Origin of the sequence: Ensifer sp. KUDG1 (assembly GCF_050434285.1) — a bacterium.
Lineage (GTDB): Bacteria > Pseudomonadota > Alphaproteobacteria > Rhizobiales > Rhizobiaceae > Ensifer.
This window is the reverse complement of record NZ_JBNDIG010000011.1, coordinates 236,533-251,609: the sequence shown is the minus strand read 5'-3', so window position 1 is coordinate 251,609 and position 15,077 is coordinate 236,533. Positions and strand designations below refer to the sequence as shown.

The 15,077-nt window shown below is 63.7% G+C and carries 14 protein-coding genes; 10 read left to right on the top strand and 4 right to left on the bottom strand.

Features of this window, described 5'->3' with window-relative positions; all coding sequences use genetic code 11:
- Window positions 1–31: 31 nt before the first annotated feature.
- A complete protein-coding gene (locus M2267_RS25125; protein WP_429118240.1) occupies window positions 32–1,384 on the bottom strand; it encodes an NfeD family protein in 1,353 nt (450 codons plus the stop codon).
- A gap of 270 nt (window positions 1,385–1,654) precedes the next feature.
- Here M2267_RS25125 and M2267_RS25120 point away from each other — a divergent pair, with 270 nt between their 5' ends.
- From M2267_RS25120 to M2267_RS25080, 9 genes are all read left to right on the top strand, one after another.
- Window positions 1,655–2,344 carry a DUF2161 domain-containing phosphodiesterase gene (locus M2267_RS25120; RefSeq protein WP_429118237.1) on the top strand — a complete coding sequence of 230 codons (690 nt, stop codon included), beginning with the start codon at window positions 1,655–1,657 and terminating at the stop codon, window positions 2,342–2,344.
- Between the two features lie 19 nt (window positions 2,345–2,363).
- On the top strand, window positions 2,364–2,732 hold the full coding sequence (locus M2267_RS25115) for a YbaN family protein (protein WP_429118234.1): 369 nt from the start codon (window positions 2,364–2,366) through the stop codon (window positions 2,730–2,732).
- Window positions 2,733–3,179: 447 nt separating this feature from the next.
- Window positions 3,180–3,659, top strand: a complete 480-nt coding sequence (locus tag M2267_RS25110) for a GNAT family N-acetyltransferase (RefSeq protein WP_429118231.1) — start codon at window positions 3,180–3,182, stop codon at window positions 3,657–3,659.
- A 22-nt stretch (window positions 3,660–3,681) separates the two neighbouring features.
- Window positions 3,682–4,704, top strand: coding sequence for a glycoside hydrolase family 3 N-terminal domain-containing protein (locus tag M2267_RS25105; protein ID WP_429118228.1), 1,023 nt, complete (start codon window positions 3,682–3,684; stop codon window positions 4,702–4,704).
- Between the two features lie 40 nt (window positions 4,705–4,744).
- Window positions 4,745–6,394, top strand: coding sequence for an ABC transporter substrate-binding protein (locus M2267_RS25100; RefSeq protein WP_429118225.1), 1,650 nt, complete (start codon window positions 4,745–4,747; stop codon window positions 6,392–6,394).
- Between the two features lie 193 nt (window positions 6,395–6,587).
- The gene (locus tag M2267_RS25095; protein ID WP_060529168.1) at window positions 6,588–7,565 is read left to right on the top strand and encodes an ABC transporter permease; all 978 of its coding nucleotides are present in this window, start codon (window positions 6,588–6,590) and stop codon (window positions 7,563–7,565) included.
- A gap of 1 nt (window position 7,566) precedes the next feature.
- The gene (locus tag M2267_RS25090) at window positions 7,567–8,457 is read left to right on the top strand and encodes an ABC transporter permease (protein WP_429118220.1); all 891 of its coding nucleotides are present in this window, start codon (window positions 7,567–7,569) and stop codon (window positions 8,455–8,457) included.
- Complete coding sequence (locus M2267_RS25085; RefSeq protein ID WP_429118217.1) at window positions 8,454–9,257, top strand: ABC transporter ATP-binding protein; 804 nt, start codon at window positions 8,454–8,456, stop codon at window positions 9,255–9,257. Before M2267_RS25090 ends, M2267_RS25085 begins: the two co-directional genes overlap by 4 nt.
- A complete protein-coding gene (locus M2267_RS25080) occupies window positions 9,254–10,162 on the top strand; it encodes an ABC transporter ATP-binding protein (RefSeq protein ID WP_429118214.1) in 909 nt (302 codons plus the stop codon). The genes M2267_RS25085 and M2267_RS25080 overlap by 4 nt, the downstream gene beginning before the upstream one ends.
- A 123-nt stretch (window positions 10,163–10,285) precedes the next feature.
- Here the strand turns inward: M2267_RS25080 and M2267_RS25075 are convergent, their stop codons facing one another.
- Entirely contained in the window at window positions 10,286–11,326 is a 1,041-nt protein-coding gene (locus M2267_RS25075; RefSeq protein WP_043622900.1) for a glutamine synthetase beta-grasp domain-containing protein, read from the bottom strand.
- Window positions 11,327–11,658: 332 nt separating this feature from the next.
- Window positions 11,659–13,080, bottom strand: coding sequence for a PLP-dependent aminotransferase family protein (locus M2267_RS25070; RefSeq protein WP_429118210.1), 1,422 nt, complete (start codon window positions 13,078–13,080; stop codon window positions 11,659–11,661).
- Between the two features lie 101 nt (window positions 13,081–13,181).
- Here M2267_RS25070 and M2267_RS25065 point away from each other — a divergent pair, with 101 nt between their 5' ends.
- Window positions 13,182–14,045: a DMT family transporter gene (locus M2267_RS25065; protein WP_429118207.1), complete on the top strand. Its 864-nt coding sequence runs from the start codon at window positions 13,182–13,184 to the stop codon at window positions 14,043–14,045.
- A gap of 47 nt (window positions 14,046–14,092) precedes the next feature.
- On the opposite strand, the gene M2267_RS25060 is transcribed toward M2267_RS25065, so the two are convergent.
- The gene (locus M2267_RS25060; protein ID WP_429118204.1) at window positions 14,093–14,986 is read right to left on the bottom strand and encodes a LysR family transcriptional regulator; all 894 of its coding nucleotides are present in this window, start codon (window positions 14,984–14,986) and stop codon (window positions 14,093–14,095) included.
- Between the last annotated feature and the right edge of the window lie 91 nt (window positions 14,987–15,077).

Genomic DNA, 15,077 nt, shown 5'->3' with positions numbered 1-15,077 from the left:
CTTCACCGCGCCCTCACCGGATCCGCGGGCGCTATGTCTTTGGCCCGTCCCGGATCACTTCGAGCGTCAGTCCGTTTCGCGCGATGACCTTCACATTCTCGCCCTTCGACAGCGTCTCCGCGCTGACGGCTTGCCAGCGCTCGCCATGGGCGATGACGTAGCCGGCCGCTCCGGTCCAGTTTTCGACCGTGCCGGCAAGGCCGATCATCTGTTCGCCGCCGGTCACCACCGCATGGCGGCGCGAGCTGAAGGCGAGCCGAGCGACCAGAAGGCTGAAAGCGAGGCTTGCAACCGCAAGCGCCGCCAGCACGGACCAGGAGACCCCAAAACCCGGCGTGTCCGTGTCGAAGAGGATGGCCGCGCCCAAGACCAATGCAAAACTGCCGCCGGCGCCGAGCACGCCGAAGGACGGCGAATGCGCCTCGGCGACCATCAATCCGATCCCGAGCATGATCAGCCCGATGCCGGCATAGCTGACGGGCAGCACCGAAAGCGCATAGAGCCCGAGCAGCAGGCAGATGCCGCCGATGGTTCCCGGCGCCACCGACCCCGGCGCGAGGAACTCGAAGATCAGGCCGTAGATACCGATCATCATCAGGATGACCGCGATGTTGGGATCAGTGACCACCGAAAGCAGCCGGGTGCGCCAGTCGGGCACGAAGTCCTCGCTCGCAAGACCTGCCGTGTCGAGCACGATCTCCCGCTGCCCGACGCGCACCGTCCGACCGTTCGCCTGCTTCAGCAGATCGGCAACGTCGGTCGCAGTGAAATCGGCAACCTTCTCCCGGACGGCCGCCTCGGCCGAGAGGCTTGCAGCCTCGCGCACCGCCTTTTCGGCCCAGTCGGCATTGCGACCACGCAACTCCGCCAGCCCGCGGATATAGGCCACGGCATCATTGACCATTTTCGCCTCGGCAGGGCTCTGCGCCGCCGGCTGTTTGTCGCCGTCCTTGCCGGTGTCGCTGTCCTTACCCTGACCGAACATGTCGCCGCCGATCGCGATCGGCGTCGCCGCACCAAGGTTCGTACCCGGCGCCATCGCCGCGACGTGGCTGGCATAGAGGATATCGGTGCCGGCACTCGCCGCCCGCGCGCCGCTCGGCGCAACGTAGGTTGCGACCGGTATGGGCGAGCCAAGGATCGCGCGGATGATCTCGCGCATCGAGGTGTCGAGCCCGCCGGGCGTATCGATCTGCAGAACCACCAGCGGCAGCCGGCGCTCTTCCGCCTTCGTCAGGCCGCGCCTGACATATTCGGCGGTCGCCGGACCGATGGCGCCGTTGACATGCAGCACCAAGGCGACCCGATCGTTTTCGGCCCGCGACGAAGCTGGAAACGCGAAGGACAAGATCAACAAAAACAACAGCGTGAGGGTTCGCAACATCCGTCGTCAGAACCTCGCATGCTCGACACCTGCGAACAGGGTCACTCGCCGCATGATAGCACAACACAAGGATAGGACGAAGCGAAGGCTGCTACTGCTCACCCGAGCCCGCAATCAGTGTGGGACGCCCGCGGCCTCTCGGCTGCGACGGGATGACAACGGCGGCGATCGGCGTTATCTGCTAGATGTTCATTCCAGCGGCAACGCTTCGCCGCCTATTCGAGGCCGCCTTTGGCGCCTTCCGGTTTCAGCAGAACAGGATTTTTGGGTTTGGAGACGACCCTTTACCAGCCGATCAAGAGCTTCCTTGAAACCCGCGGCTACAACGTCAAGGGCGAGATCGGCGGATGTGATATCGTCGCGCTCAGCGACGACGAACCGCCGCTGGTGGTCGTATGCGAACTGAAGCTGAGCTTCAATCTTGAACTGATCCTCCAGGCGGTCGATCGCGCCACCGCCGGCGACGAGGTGTGGGTCGCCGCCCGTGTCTCGGCCAAGGGCAAGGGGCGGGAGAGTGACCGCCGTTTCCGCGATCTCTGCCGCAGGCTCGGTTTCGGCATGCTTTCGGTCGCTGACAACGGCATGGTCGACGTCATTCTCACCGCCTCTGCGGTGATGCCGCGCAAGAACAACAGGAAGCGGGCGCGCCTGATCAGCGAACACCGCCGCCGCAAGGGCGATCCGACCGCGGGCGGCGCGACGCGCACGCCGATCATGACCGCCTACCGGCAGCAGGCGCTCGCCTGCGCCGCCGCCCTTCAAGCCGGCCAGCAACGCCCGCGCGATCTGCGCCCGGTCGCGCCGGATGCGGCCAAAATCCTGCTCAGCAACGTCTATGGCTGGTTCGAGAAGATCGACCGCGGCGTCTACGCGCTGTCGGAACAGGGCGCCGAGGCGCTTCGTCGCTGGCCCCCGCTCGAGACCGCAACGGTCGCGAGCGCCGAGGCATCCGAAGCATGACCCAGCTTGGAGCCATCCGGTGAACCCCGCGCTTCGCCTTCTCTACCTTTGCCTCGCGTGGCTGATGGTCGGCCTCGGCGTCATCGGCGCCTTCCTTCCGATCCTGCCGACGACGCCGTTCCTGCTGCTGGCGGCCGGGCTCTTTGCCCGTGCCTCGCCCCGGCTCGAGCAATGGTTGCTCAACCACCGGGTCTTCGGTGCCTCGCTGCGGCTGTGGCGCGAAAAGGGGGCGATCTCCCGGCGGGCCAAGACCGGGGCCGTCAGCCTGATGGCCGCCAGCTTCGGCCTCTTCCTCTTCTTCGGCAATCCGAGCCTGTTGCTCGCCGCTATCGTCGCAGCCGCTATGGCGCTTCCCGCGGTGTTCATCCTGACGCGCCCAGCGGAGTAGCCGGTCGGCCCGGCCAACAAACCAGGCCGGTGCAAACGGGAAACGATACTTTTCCTCTCAAGAAATACTTGATTGCGCGCGAAAAGGTCGAACTATTCTCCGGGCGCACACGCTATAAGCGTATACATCCATACTTAGTGTTTTTGTAAATCAAAATATACTTCGAACAACTCAAGAACAAAGTTGTACAAATGTGCAATTTCCGCAGCCCCGCATCGGCTCGCTCTCTCGCTCGACCGTTGTTTCGGATCCACGCGATGCACGATCGCGTGATTTTAGACAACGCGAACGGCCGTGGAAACGTTTCATCCGCTCACATAGGGACCTGCTGAACGCAGATAGACCCCCAAAACTGACGATTGGCGATTGACAAGCCGGTCAGGTTGGCTCCATCTATTGCATTACAAAGGCAGCAATTCCTTAATAAAGGAATATGTGGAGGAGCATATGCCTGACATGCTGGTGAGCTTGTATTCGCCGATCCTCGGTGAACTCAAGCGCAGAACCGAAACCGACAAGTTGACGATCCGTCCCGCCTTGCCGCCGGAAATGGGCCTGGTCGTGGGCTGGGTTCGGGAGAACTTCAGCGAAAACTGGGCGAGCGAGGTGACTGTCGCCTTCACGCGCAGGCCCGTCGCCTGTCTTATCGCGGTTGACGACGGCAAGCTCGTCGGCTTCGCCTGCTACGACACGACCGCGCCCGGCTTCTTCGGCCCGACCGGCGTCGATCCCGTCGCCCGGGGAAAGGGCATCGGCGTCGCGCTGCTTTCCGACTGCCTCGACACCATGAAGACGCTTGGCCACGCCTATGCCTTCATCGGTGACGCCGGTCCCGTCGATTTCTACGCAAAGACCGTCGGCGCCGTGCCGATCCCCGCCCCCGACAAGGGGATCTACCAGGGCATGCTGCGTCGCCCCTCCAAATAATTCCAATCTCGGAGCCTGAATAATGTCCTCGACACCCCTCGCCCTTTTTGTCGGTCTTCCGAACCCTACGCTTTCGGACGACGAGTTCGCGCTGTTTCGCGAAACCAACCCGCTCGGCCTCTTCGTCGGCCGCCGCAACCAGCGCGAACCCGGCCAGGTGAAAGTGCTGATCGAGCGCTTCCGCGAAGCCGTTGGCCGTGAAGACGCTCCCGTGTTCACCGACCAGGAAGGCGGACGCGTTCAGCATCTCGACGCCGGCCCCTGGCCGCTGTTCCGTTCCTTCGGCGAATTCGCCGAACTGGCCCGCCGTGACTTTGCCCTCGGCAAAAAGGCGCTGCGCCTGTCGAGCCAGGCCATGGGCACGATGATGACCGAGCTCGGCCTGACGAGCGGCTGCTCGCCGGTGCTCGACCTCGTCTTCTCGACGACGAGCTCCGTCATCGGCGCCCGTTCCTTCGGCGCCGACCCGGATTTCATCGCAGCCCTCGGCCGCGAAGTCGTCGATGGCCTGCTCGAGACCGGCAACATGCCTGTTATGAAGCACATTCCCGGCCACGGCCGCGCGACGCTCGATTCGCACAAGGAGCGTCCTGTTGTCGACGCCTCGCGCGAATTGCTGACGTCCACCGATTTCAAGCCCTTCGTTGCGCTTCGCGACACGCCCTGGGCCATGGTCGCCCACGTCGTCTATTCCGCCTTCGACAAGGAGCTGCCGGCGTCAATCTCGCCGATCATGCACGACGTCATCCGCAACAACATGGGCTATGACGGCGTGCTCGTCTCCGACTGCATCTTCATGGAATCGCTGCGCGGCACACTGCCGGAGCGCGTCCGCCAGGTGCTCGATGCCGGCTCCGACATTGCGCTGCACAGCCACGGCACACTCGCGGAAAGCGAAGCGGCAGCCAAGGCAGCAAGGCCGCTAACGGAGGCCGCACTGAAACGCATCGCGGCAGGCAAGGCGCGCCTCGGCACGCTGAAGGTCGACGTTCGCCAGGCCCATGCCGAAGTCGAGGACATCTTCAACAGCGCCCTCGTTGCCTGACCGAAACAAGAAATCCTAGCGATCTAAAAGGGGAACTACCGTGAAAAAATCGCTTCTCGGCGCAGCCACTGCGCTCGCCCTCATCGCCGGCCCGGCAGCGGCACAGACCGTGCTGACGGCCAATATCGAGCCGGCGACCACCTGGGTTCGCAACTTCAACCCATTCAACCAGACCTCGGCGCGCCAGAGCACGCTCGACTTCATCTACGAGCCGCTGGTCGTCTTCAACCGCTTCGACGGCAACAAGCCGGTCTTTCGCCTTGCAGAAAGCTTCAAGCTCGCCGACGACCTGAAGTCGATCGAGTTCAAGCTTCGTCCGACCCTGAAATGGTCGGACGGCAAGCCGCTGACGGCGACCGACGTCAAGTTCACCTACGACTACCTGAAGAAGTTCCCGGCGCTCGACTTCGTCAGCATCTGGACCTTCATCACCGGTGTCGAGGCCGTGGACGCCCAGACCGTCCGCTTCACGCTCGCCAACCCGAGCTCGCTTGCAGCCGAACAGCTGGCGCAGCTGCCGATCGTGCCCGAGCACGTCTGGAAGGACATCGCCGAGCCGGTGACCTTCGCCAACGAAACACCTGTCGGCAGCGGTCCGCTGACCGAAATTCCGCGTTTCACCGGCCAGACCTACGACCAGTGCCGCAACCCGCACTACTGGGATGCAGCGACGCTCAAAGTCGACTGCGTGCGCTTCCCGCAGCTTGCCGACAACAACCAGATCCTGACGGCGACCGCGTCGGGCACGCTCGACTGGGGCGTCTCCTTCATCCCGGATATCGAGAACGTCTACGTCGCCAAGGATCCGGAACACTTCCACTTCTGGTATTCGCCGAGCAGCATGGTCGCCTTCCTGTTCAACCAGGAAACAGCCAATGAAAACAACCGCAAGGCCTTCAATGACGTCAAGTTCCGCCGTGCCGCCTCGATGGCGCTCGACCGCGGCACCATGGTCGACGTCGCCGGCTACGGCTACCCGACGCTGAACGAAGATCCGGCCGGCATGGGCGAGCTCTACAAGAGCTGGGCCGATCCGTCGGTTGCCGCCGATTTCGGCAAGTACGGCAAGTACGATGCGGATGCCGCCAAGGCGCTGCTCGACGAGGCCGGTTATGCCGACAAGGACGGTGACGGCTTCCGCGATAACCCGGATGGCAGCAAGATCTCGTTCTCGATCATCGTACCGAGTTCGTGGACCGACTGGATCGACACCGTGACGATCGCCGTTGAAGGCCTGCAGGCCGTCGGCCTCGACGCCAAGATCGAGACGCCCGAGGAAGCCGTCTGGACTGGCAACCTGATCAACGGCACCTTCGACGCCGCGATCAACAGCCTGCCGGCATCGGCCTCGCCCTACTATCCCTACAAGCGCGCCTTCAGCGCGTCGGACAAGGGCAAGACCCGCTTCACCTCGCAACGCTGGTTCAATCCGGAAGTCGAGGCTCTGCTGACCGAGTTCACACAGACTGCCGATCCTGCCAAGCAGAAGGAAGCGATGAACAAGGCGCAGCGCATCGTCGCCGAGAACATGCCTGTCATGCCGGTGTTCAACAACCCGAACTGGTACCAGTACAACACCAAGCGCTTCAAGGGCTGGGCGACGGCGGAAAACCCCTTCGTCAACCCGTCGATCACGCGCAACAACCCGGCGCGTCTTCTGCACCTGCTGGCGCTTGAACCGGTGAAGTGATCCCTGATCGAAGGCGCGGCGCCCTTTCGGACGATGATCCGGGAGGGCGTCGCATCTCGATCGGCAACGGTGGCGGGCGCTTTTCGTCCGCCACGCAATCGTCCTTGGGGTCCGTCTCCACGGGCGGTTCGACAAGAAGACAGCCCTGCCACCTGACGCGCTCTTGCGGCAGCCCCAGTCGATGGAGTTCCCGATGGCCTTTCTGCTTCGCCGCCTCTGCTTCTATCTGGCGGCCTTCGTCGCGGCGGCGACGATTAACTTTTTCCTGCCGCGGCTGATGCCCGGCGATCCGGTGCAGATCATGTTTTCGAGTGCCGGCGCTGAACTGCCGCCCGAAAGCCTGCAGGCCCTGAAACTCACCTTCGGCTTCGTCGACGGCCCGCTTTGGCAGCAGTACCTCACCTATCTCGGCAGCATCTTCAGCGGCGATCTCGGCCGTTCCATCAAGTATTTCCCGCTGCCGGTGACCACCGTGCTCGGCAACGCGCTGGTGTGGACCGTCGGCCTGATGGGAACCGCGACCATCGTCAGCTTCGCGCTCGGCACCTTCCTCGGCATTCTCGCGGCATGGCGGCGCGGCAGCCTGTTCGACGTCATCGTTTCCGTCGGCGCGATTTTCGCGACCTCGGTTCCGGCCGTCGTCACCTCGCTGATCGTCGTCTTCACCTTCGGCTTCACGCTCGGCTGGTTCCCGACCGGCTATGCCGCCGATCCGGCGCTCGATCCGGCCTTCACGTTCGAATATATCGGCAGCATCCTCTACCACGGCATCCTGCCGATGCTGACGCTCTGCGCCGTTCTGACCGGCGGCTTCGCCGTGACCATGCGCAACAACATGATCAACCTGCTCGGCGAGGACTACATCGTCATGGCCCGCGCCAAGGGGCTCTCCGACACCCGCGTGATGATCTGGTATGCGGCGCGCAACGCCCTGTTGCCGACCGTGTCGAGCCTTGCGATCGCCATCGGTACGGTGCTCGGCGGCTCGCTGGTGACCGAGGTGGTGTTCAACTACCCCGGCCTCGGCAACATCCTCTACCAGGCGATCCTCGCCCGCGATTACCCCGTCATCCAGGGACAGCTCTTGATCATGACCGCCACCATGCTCATTGCAAACTTCATCGTCGACGTCAGCTACGTGCTGCTCGACCCGCGACTGAAGAGGGCGTGAAATGAAGACCTCCTCCTTCCCGCTCATCCACAACCGCAAGGCCATGGTCGGCGCGTTGATCGTCGCCTTCATTCTGCTGGTCGCGATCGCCGCCCCCTTGCTGACCTCCTATGATCCGAGCGCCCGCGTCGGGCGGCCGCACCAGTCGCCGTCGCTCGAACACTGGCTCGGCACCACGCGCATCGGCCAGGACGTCTTCGCACGCCTCGTCTACGGTGCCCGCACGTCGCTGGCCGTCGGCTTCGGCGCCGGGCTTCTGATCACCGTTGTCGGCACGGCGCTCGGTATCATCGCCGGCTATCGCGGCGGCAAGATCGACGAGGTCATCAGCTTCTTCACCAACATGGTGCTCGTCGTCCCGAACCTGCCGCTGCTGCTCGTGCTCGCCGCCTTCATCGGCCAGGCAAGCCCGTGGGTCATCGCACTCATTCTCGGCTGCACCTCCTGGGCCTGGGGCGCCCGCGTCACCCGCGCCGAGACGCTTTCGGTCAAGCAGAAGGATTATGTGAAATCCGCCGAGATGATGGGCGAGCCCCGCTGGCGTATCATGACCTTCGAGATCTTCCCCAACCTCATCTCGATCGTCGGCATCAACTTTATCGGCAGCGTGATCTTCGCGATCATCACCCAGGCAACCCTGGAGTTCCTCGGCCTCGGCGACCCCAAGGTCGTTTCCTGGGGCACGATGCTCTATGCCGCGCAGAAGGCCTCTGCGCTTTCGGTCGGTGCCTGGTGGGACATCCTGACACCCTGCTTCGCGCTCGCCTTCCTCGGTATCGGCCTGTCGCTGCTGAACTTCGCCGTCGACGAAATCGCCAATCCGCGGCTGCGCACCGGCAACCGGCTCGGCCGCTGGTCCGCACTCATCCGCTCCGGGGAGGGCCGCCTGTGACCGCACCTCTACTTTCCGTCAAGAACCTGACCATCGACTACATTGGCGAGACCAACGACTTCCGCGCCGTCGACAATGTCAGCTTCGACGTCGCCCCCGGCGAGGTCTTCGGCCTTGCTGGAGAGAGCGGCTGTGGCAAGAGCACGATCGCCTTTGCCATCAGCCGGCTGCACAAGCCGCCGGCGCTGATCCGCAAGGAAAGCACAATCCTGCTCGACGGCCGCAACGTGCTCGACCTCGACCAGAGGGATCTTGCCGACTTCCGCTGGCGCGAAGTGGCGATGGTGTTCCAGAGCGCGATGAACTCGCTCAACCCGGTGCTGCGCATCGAGCAGCAGTTCTACGACGTGCTGAGAACACACAAGCGCATCACTCGCGCCCAGGCGCGGGACCGCACCGCCGAGATGCTCAAGCTCGTCGATATCTCGCCGGACCGGATGCGCGACTATCCGCACCAGTTTTCCGGCGGCATGCGCCAGCGCATCGTCATTGCCATCTGCCTTGCGCTCGATCCGCGGCTGATCGTCATGGACGAGCCGACGACGGCGCTCGACGTGGTCGTGCAGCGCGAAATCCTGCAGCGGATCAACGAACTCCGGCGCAAGCTCGGATTTGCCGTGCTCTTCATCACCCACGATCTCGGGCTGATGGTGCAGTTCTGTGACCGCATCGGCATCATGCTCGGCGGCAAGCTGGTCGAACAGGGCACCGCCGACGCCATCTACCGGACACCGGAGCACGACTATACCAAGAAGCTCTGGGCCTCCTTCCCCTCGTTGCATGGAGGCGTTCTTCGATGACCGGCCTATCCGCACCCATTCTGACTTTGGATAAAGTCAGCAAGACCTTCGGAAACGGCCCCGGCGCGGTGCGCGCCGCGCGGGCCATCTCGTTCTCGCTGCATGCCGGACGGGCGCTTGCCGTCGTCGGCGAATCCGGCAGCGGCAAGACCACCTGCGCCCGCATCGCCATGCGCGAATATGAGCCGAGCGAAGGGCGGCTGCTCTATAAGGGCAAGCCCGTCAACGCGGCCGGAGCCAAGGAAATCGCCGACTATCGCCGCTCGGTGCAGATGATCTTCCAGGATCCTTTCGCCTCGCTCAATCCGGCGCACACGATCGCCTATCACCTGAAGCGGCCGCTGATGCTGCACCGTCCCGACATCCGGGGGGCTGCGGTCGACGAAGAGATCAAGGCCCTGCTTCGCCAGGTGAAGCTCGATCCTGAGATCGTCGCGCCGAAGTACCCGCACGAGCTTTCCGGCGGCCAGCGCCAGCGCGTCAACATCGCCCGGGCGCTTGCGGCCAAGCCCGAGGTCATCGTTGCCGACGAGCCGACCTCGATGCTCGACGTTTCCGTGCGGCTCGGCGTGCTCAATCTCTTGAGCGAGATGAAGCGCGACATGAACCTCGGCCTGCTCTACATCACCCACGATATCGCCACCGCCCGCTACGTCGCAGAGGATATCGCGGTGATGTATGCCGGCCAGATCGTCGAATGGGGCAATACCGGCAAGGTCATCGACAACCCGGCCCACCCCTATACGAAGCTGCTGCTGTCCGCGGTGCCGGATCCGGATATCCGCTTCGACGACCCGAACGCGCAGGTCAGTTCCGCTGAAGCAGACGAAACCCGCCGGCGCTCGGCGGCAGATCAGGCGACGATCCGCGAGGTCGAACCGGATCATTTCGTGCGTGCGGCCTGAGCCGCCCACCGATCGGCAAACAAAAAAACGCCCCGCTGACCGCGGGGCGTTTTTGTTTGGTCGCGAAAAGCGCAACCCCGTCGATTTTTGGCCCGGCGCCCTCGTGTGCGCCGGGCCAAAAAATCAGGCGGCTTCGCGCTTTTCGACGTCGGTCGGAACGGTGGAGATCGTCTTCAGGATCTGCGAAGCGATCTGGTAGGGGTCGCCCTTGGAGTTCGGGCGGCGATCTTCGAGATAGCCCTTATAGTCGTTGTTGACGAAGCTGTGCGGAACGCGGATCGACGCACCACGGTCAGCAACACCATAGCTGAACTGGTGGATCGAAGCGGTTTCGTGCTTGCCGGTCAGGCGCATGTGGTTGTCCGGGCCATAGACGGCGATGTGGTCGGCACGGGCTTCGGCGAAAGCCGCCATCAGGTCCTCGAAGTATTCCTTGCCGCCGACTTCGCGCATGTAGGCGGTCGAGAAGTTGGCGTGCATGCCCGAGCCGTTCCAGTCGGTGTCGCCGAGCGGCTTGCAGTGGTATTCGACGTCGATGCCGTACTTTTCCGTCAGGCGCTGCAGCAGGTAGCGGGCGAGCCAGATTTCATCGGCAGCCTTGCGCGAGCCCTTGCCGAACACCTGGAATTCCCACTGGCCCTTCGCGACTTCCGCATTGATGCCTTCATGGTTGATGCCGGCAGCAAGGCAGATGTCGAGATGTTCTTCGACGATCTTACGGGCCACGTCGCCGACGTTGCTGAAGCCGACGCCGCAGTAATAGGGGCCTTGCGGCGCAGGGAAGCCGGCGTCCGGGAAGCCGAGCGGGCGGCCGCCCTGGTAGAAGAAGTACTCCTGCTCGAAGCCGAACCAGGCGCCGTCGTCTTCGAGGACCGTCGCGCGGGTGTTGGACGGATGCGGCGTCTTGGCATCCGGCATCATGACTTCGCAGAGAACGAGAACGCCGTTCTTGCGCTCCGGATCCGGATAGACGGCGGCTGGCTTCAGCACGCAGTCCGAGCTGCTGCCTTCGGCCTGCATCGTGGAGGAACCGTCGAAGCCCCAGAGGGGAAGCTGCTCAAGCGTCGGGAAAGCGTCGAATTCCTTGATCAGGGTCTTGCCGCGCAGGTTCGGGGTGGGCTTGTAACCGTCGAGCCAGATGTATTCGAGCTTAAACTTTGTCATTTCGTTCTCTCACATGACGCCAGGAATGGCTGGGTTCCGAAGGCGGTTGGGCAATCCAGATTGGCTACCCGACGACCGATGCCAATTAAGAAGCATTAATCGTGCCAACTCGGATTCAAGGCCGAAAGTCGAGATAAAACGATCATTGGCGACAGATGCGGCGCCAGCGGACCGGTGCGGCAGCGCAAGGAAGCAGCTAATCGCACAAAAAATAGGCAAATACTGCCTGACTCCGCAGCAAACCAGGGCAACAACGCGGCGACAGATGATCGAGTGCCGGCAAACGCCAGCGATTGCCTGCAAAACGTGCAGCGGCGCGATAAACAGCTCGCTCAGCCGGCCGGCGGCTTCCCGCATTGGCGCATGATCGTGGGCAGAACCTTGAAAAGCCGCGCGTCACCACATTGGGAAACATTGAAGCGCAGGAAGCCGTTGGCGGTGCCGGCGCGGGAAAAGACGTTGCCGGGCGCCAGAACGATTTCCTGCTGCAGCGCCTTCTGCGCCACCTCGGCCGCATCGATACTCTCGGGCAGGCGGCACCAGAGGAACATGCCCGCCTGCGGCTCGATCCATGGCGTGATGCCGATCTCGGCGAGCCGCGCCACCGTATCGCTCATTGCCCGCGACAGGCGCTGGCGTAGTGCCTCCATGTGCTTGCGGTAGCTGCCGTCCTTGAGCATCGCAAAGACCAGCTCCGCCGAAAGGCTCGGCCCGCCGAACGTGATGGCGATCTTCAGGTCGACCAGTCCCTCGATCCACTCCCGCGGCGCGGCGATGAAGCCGCAGCGGATGGAGGCCGAGAGGGTCTTGGAGAAGCTGCCGATCTGCACGACACGCTCAAGCCCGTCGAAGGCGGCCAGCCGCGGCGCCGGCGCATGCTCGAAATCGGCGAAGATATCGTCCTCGACGATTGTCAGCCCGGCCTGTTCGGCCAGCTTCAGCAGCCGATGGGCAACGACCGGGGAGAGCGTCGCGCCCGTCGGATTATGAAGCGCTGAGTTGGTGATGTAGAGCCGCGGCCGGTGGGTTGCGAGAACCTCAGCGAATTTCTCGAGATCAGGCCCCGAAGGCGTATAGGGCACGCTCACCACCTCTGCCCGATGGGCGCGCAGCAGCGCATGGAAATTGAAATAGCAGGGGTCGTCGACCACGACCGTATCGCCTGGCTCGATCAAAAAGCGGCAGAGAATATCGATCGCCTGCGTGCCCGACTCCGTCAGGATGATCTGGTCGGGCGATGCCTCGACGCCGTGTTCGCCGAGGCGTCGGGCGAGAAGTTGGCGCAGGGGCCGATGACCGAGCGGCGTTCCGTAGTCCGTCAGCCCGCTCGCCTCCAGCTTGGTTGCGGATTTGAGCGCACGGCGGATTGCAGTTTCCGGCATCCAGCTCGGCGGCAGCCAGCCGCAGCCGGGTTTCAGCACGTTATCGCCCGTTTCCAGCGCCTGGCGCGACACCCACAGCGGATCGACGGCCCGATCGAGCCGCGGACCGATCTCAGCCAGAGAAAGGGGCGCCAGCGGCGCCGAGACGAAAAAACCGGCGCCGGGTTTTGAGCGAATGACGCCTTCGGCCACCAGCCGCTCATAAGCTTCGACGACGGTGGACTTCGAAACGCGCATGGTGTTGGCGAAGGCACGGATCGATGGAAGCTTCGTCCCCGGCGTCAGGATACGCCCGGCGATCCGCTGCCGGATCGTCGCCATCACGCCTTCGAGCAGCGTTTCGCTGCCGATTTCCAAATCCTGGACCGTCATCCGTACTGCTCGCACATCCAATACAGTTTTGCAAAACTGTACCGCATTGTCTCTGGCCGGGCCAGCCCATTCGCCCGATACAGGCAAAAAAGGAGAATGCTATGGACAAGACGGCAGACGGTTGGGTGAGTGGTTTTCTCGGAGTGCTGATCTTCAGTGGATCATTGCCCGCGACCCGCGTTGCGGTGATGGATTTCGACCCGGTGTTCCTGACGGTGGCGCGCGCGGCGATCGCCGGCCTGCTCGGCCTCGTCCTGCTTCTCATCTTCCGCCAGCCGCGCCCGGCGAAGGCCGACCTCGTTTCGCTGGCGATCGTCGCCTTCGGCGTCGTACTGGGCTTTCCGCTGCTGACCGCGCTGGCCCTTCAGCATGTCACCTCGGCGCATCTGATCGTCTTTGTCGGCCTGCTACCGCTGGCAACCGCGATCTTCGGCGTCATGCGCGCCGGCGAGCGGCCACGCCCGGCCTTCTGGCTCTTCTCCTCGCTCGGCAGCGCTGCTGTCGTCGGCTTTGCGCTGGTGCAGGGCTTTGCCGCCTCGCCGATCGGCGACCTCCTGATGCTCGGCGCCATCATCGTCTGCGGCCTCGGCTATGCCGAAGGCGCCAGCCTGTCGCGCAAGCTCGGCGGCTGGCAGGTGATCTGCTGGGCTTTGGTCCTGTCCTTACCGATCATGCTGGCGCTGACACTGTTCACGCTGCCAGCCTCTTTCGCGACCGTCACGACCGGCGCCTGGGCGGGCCTTGCCTATGTCTCGCTGTTCAGCATGCTCGTCGGTTTCGTCTTCTGGTATCGCGGCCTCGCGCTCGGCGGCGTCGCCGGCGTCGGGCAGTTGCAGCTTCTGCAGCCCTTTTTCGGCCTGGCGCTAGCGGCAACGCTTCTCGGCGAGCCGGTCAGCTGGAGCATGCTAGCCGCAACCGGCGCGATCGTGCTCTGCGTCGCCGGCGCCAAGAAGTTCGCGAAGTAGGCGACTTCACGGATCAGGCGGGTGCAGGCAAGCAGGTCTGCGCCCGCCTAGAGCCGGTCGAGTTTCAACCGTTCTCCGAGCAGATCGAGAAAGCGGCGGATCTTTGCAGATGGGGTCCGCCCCTCCAGCCAGAGCGCATGGATCGGCACCGGAGCAGGCTCGAAGTCTTCCAACACTGTTTCGACCTTGCCCGCATCGATCAGGTCCTTGATCTGCCAGAGCGGCGAAAAACCGAGGCCGAGCCCCTGTTCCACCGCCGCATAGATCGCGTTCATCGAGTTGGTGCGAACCGCGCCACTCACCTTGAACGCCCGAGCCCGCCCGTCGATGGTGAACATCCAGACGCCGGGTCGCTCGTCGCCCGTGCGCGTGACGCAACGATGGGCCGAGAGCTCCTGCGGATGAACCGGCCGGCCGAAGCGCGCAAAATAGGCGGTCGAACCGAAGACGACGCGGCGAAGCGCGCCCAGGCGCTTGCCGGTCAGCCCGGAATCCTGAAGATCGCCGATCCGCACGACCAGATCGAGCCCGCTTGCGGCGAGGTCGACGAAAGCATCGGAGAGGTCGAGATCGACCTCGACCTCAGGATATTTCGCCATGTACTCGGCGATCACGGGCATCAGGAACCGTGGAGCAAACAGACTGGGCGCCCCGAGGCGCAGCACGCCTGACGGCTCGGAGCGACGCTGTGCCACCTCCTCCCGCGCTTCGTGAATCTGCTCCACTGCGGGCTTGACGCGCAGATAGAAGCTCTCACCCGCCTCGCTCGGCATCGAGCGGCGGGTCGTTCTATGCACCAGCTCGACCCCGACATCGGCTTCGAGCATGGCGAGCGACCGGCTGACCGTCTGCAGCGGCCGCTCCAGGCGTTTCGCCGCGGCCGTCAGGCTCCCCTGCTCGACGATGGCCAGAAAGGCTTCCAGGTCTTCGATCCGGCTCATGCGATAATCCCGTTTTGCTGGAGAATAAATCACATTTCTCGCTGATTGTCCCCATTGTTGCGCGCCACTAGCTTGAGATCGTCACATCACG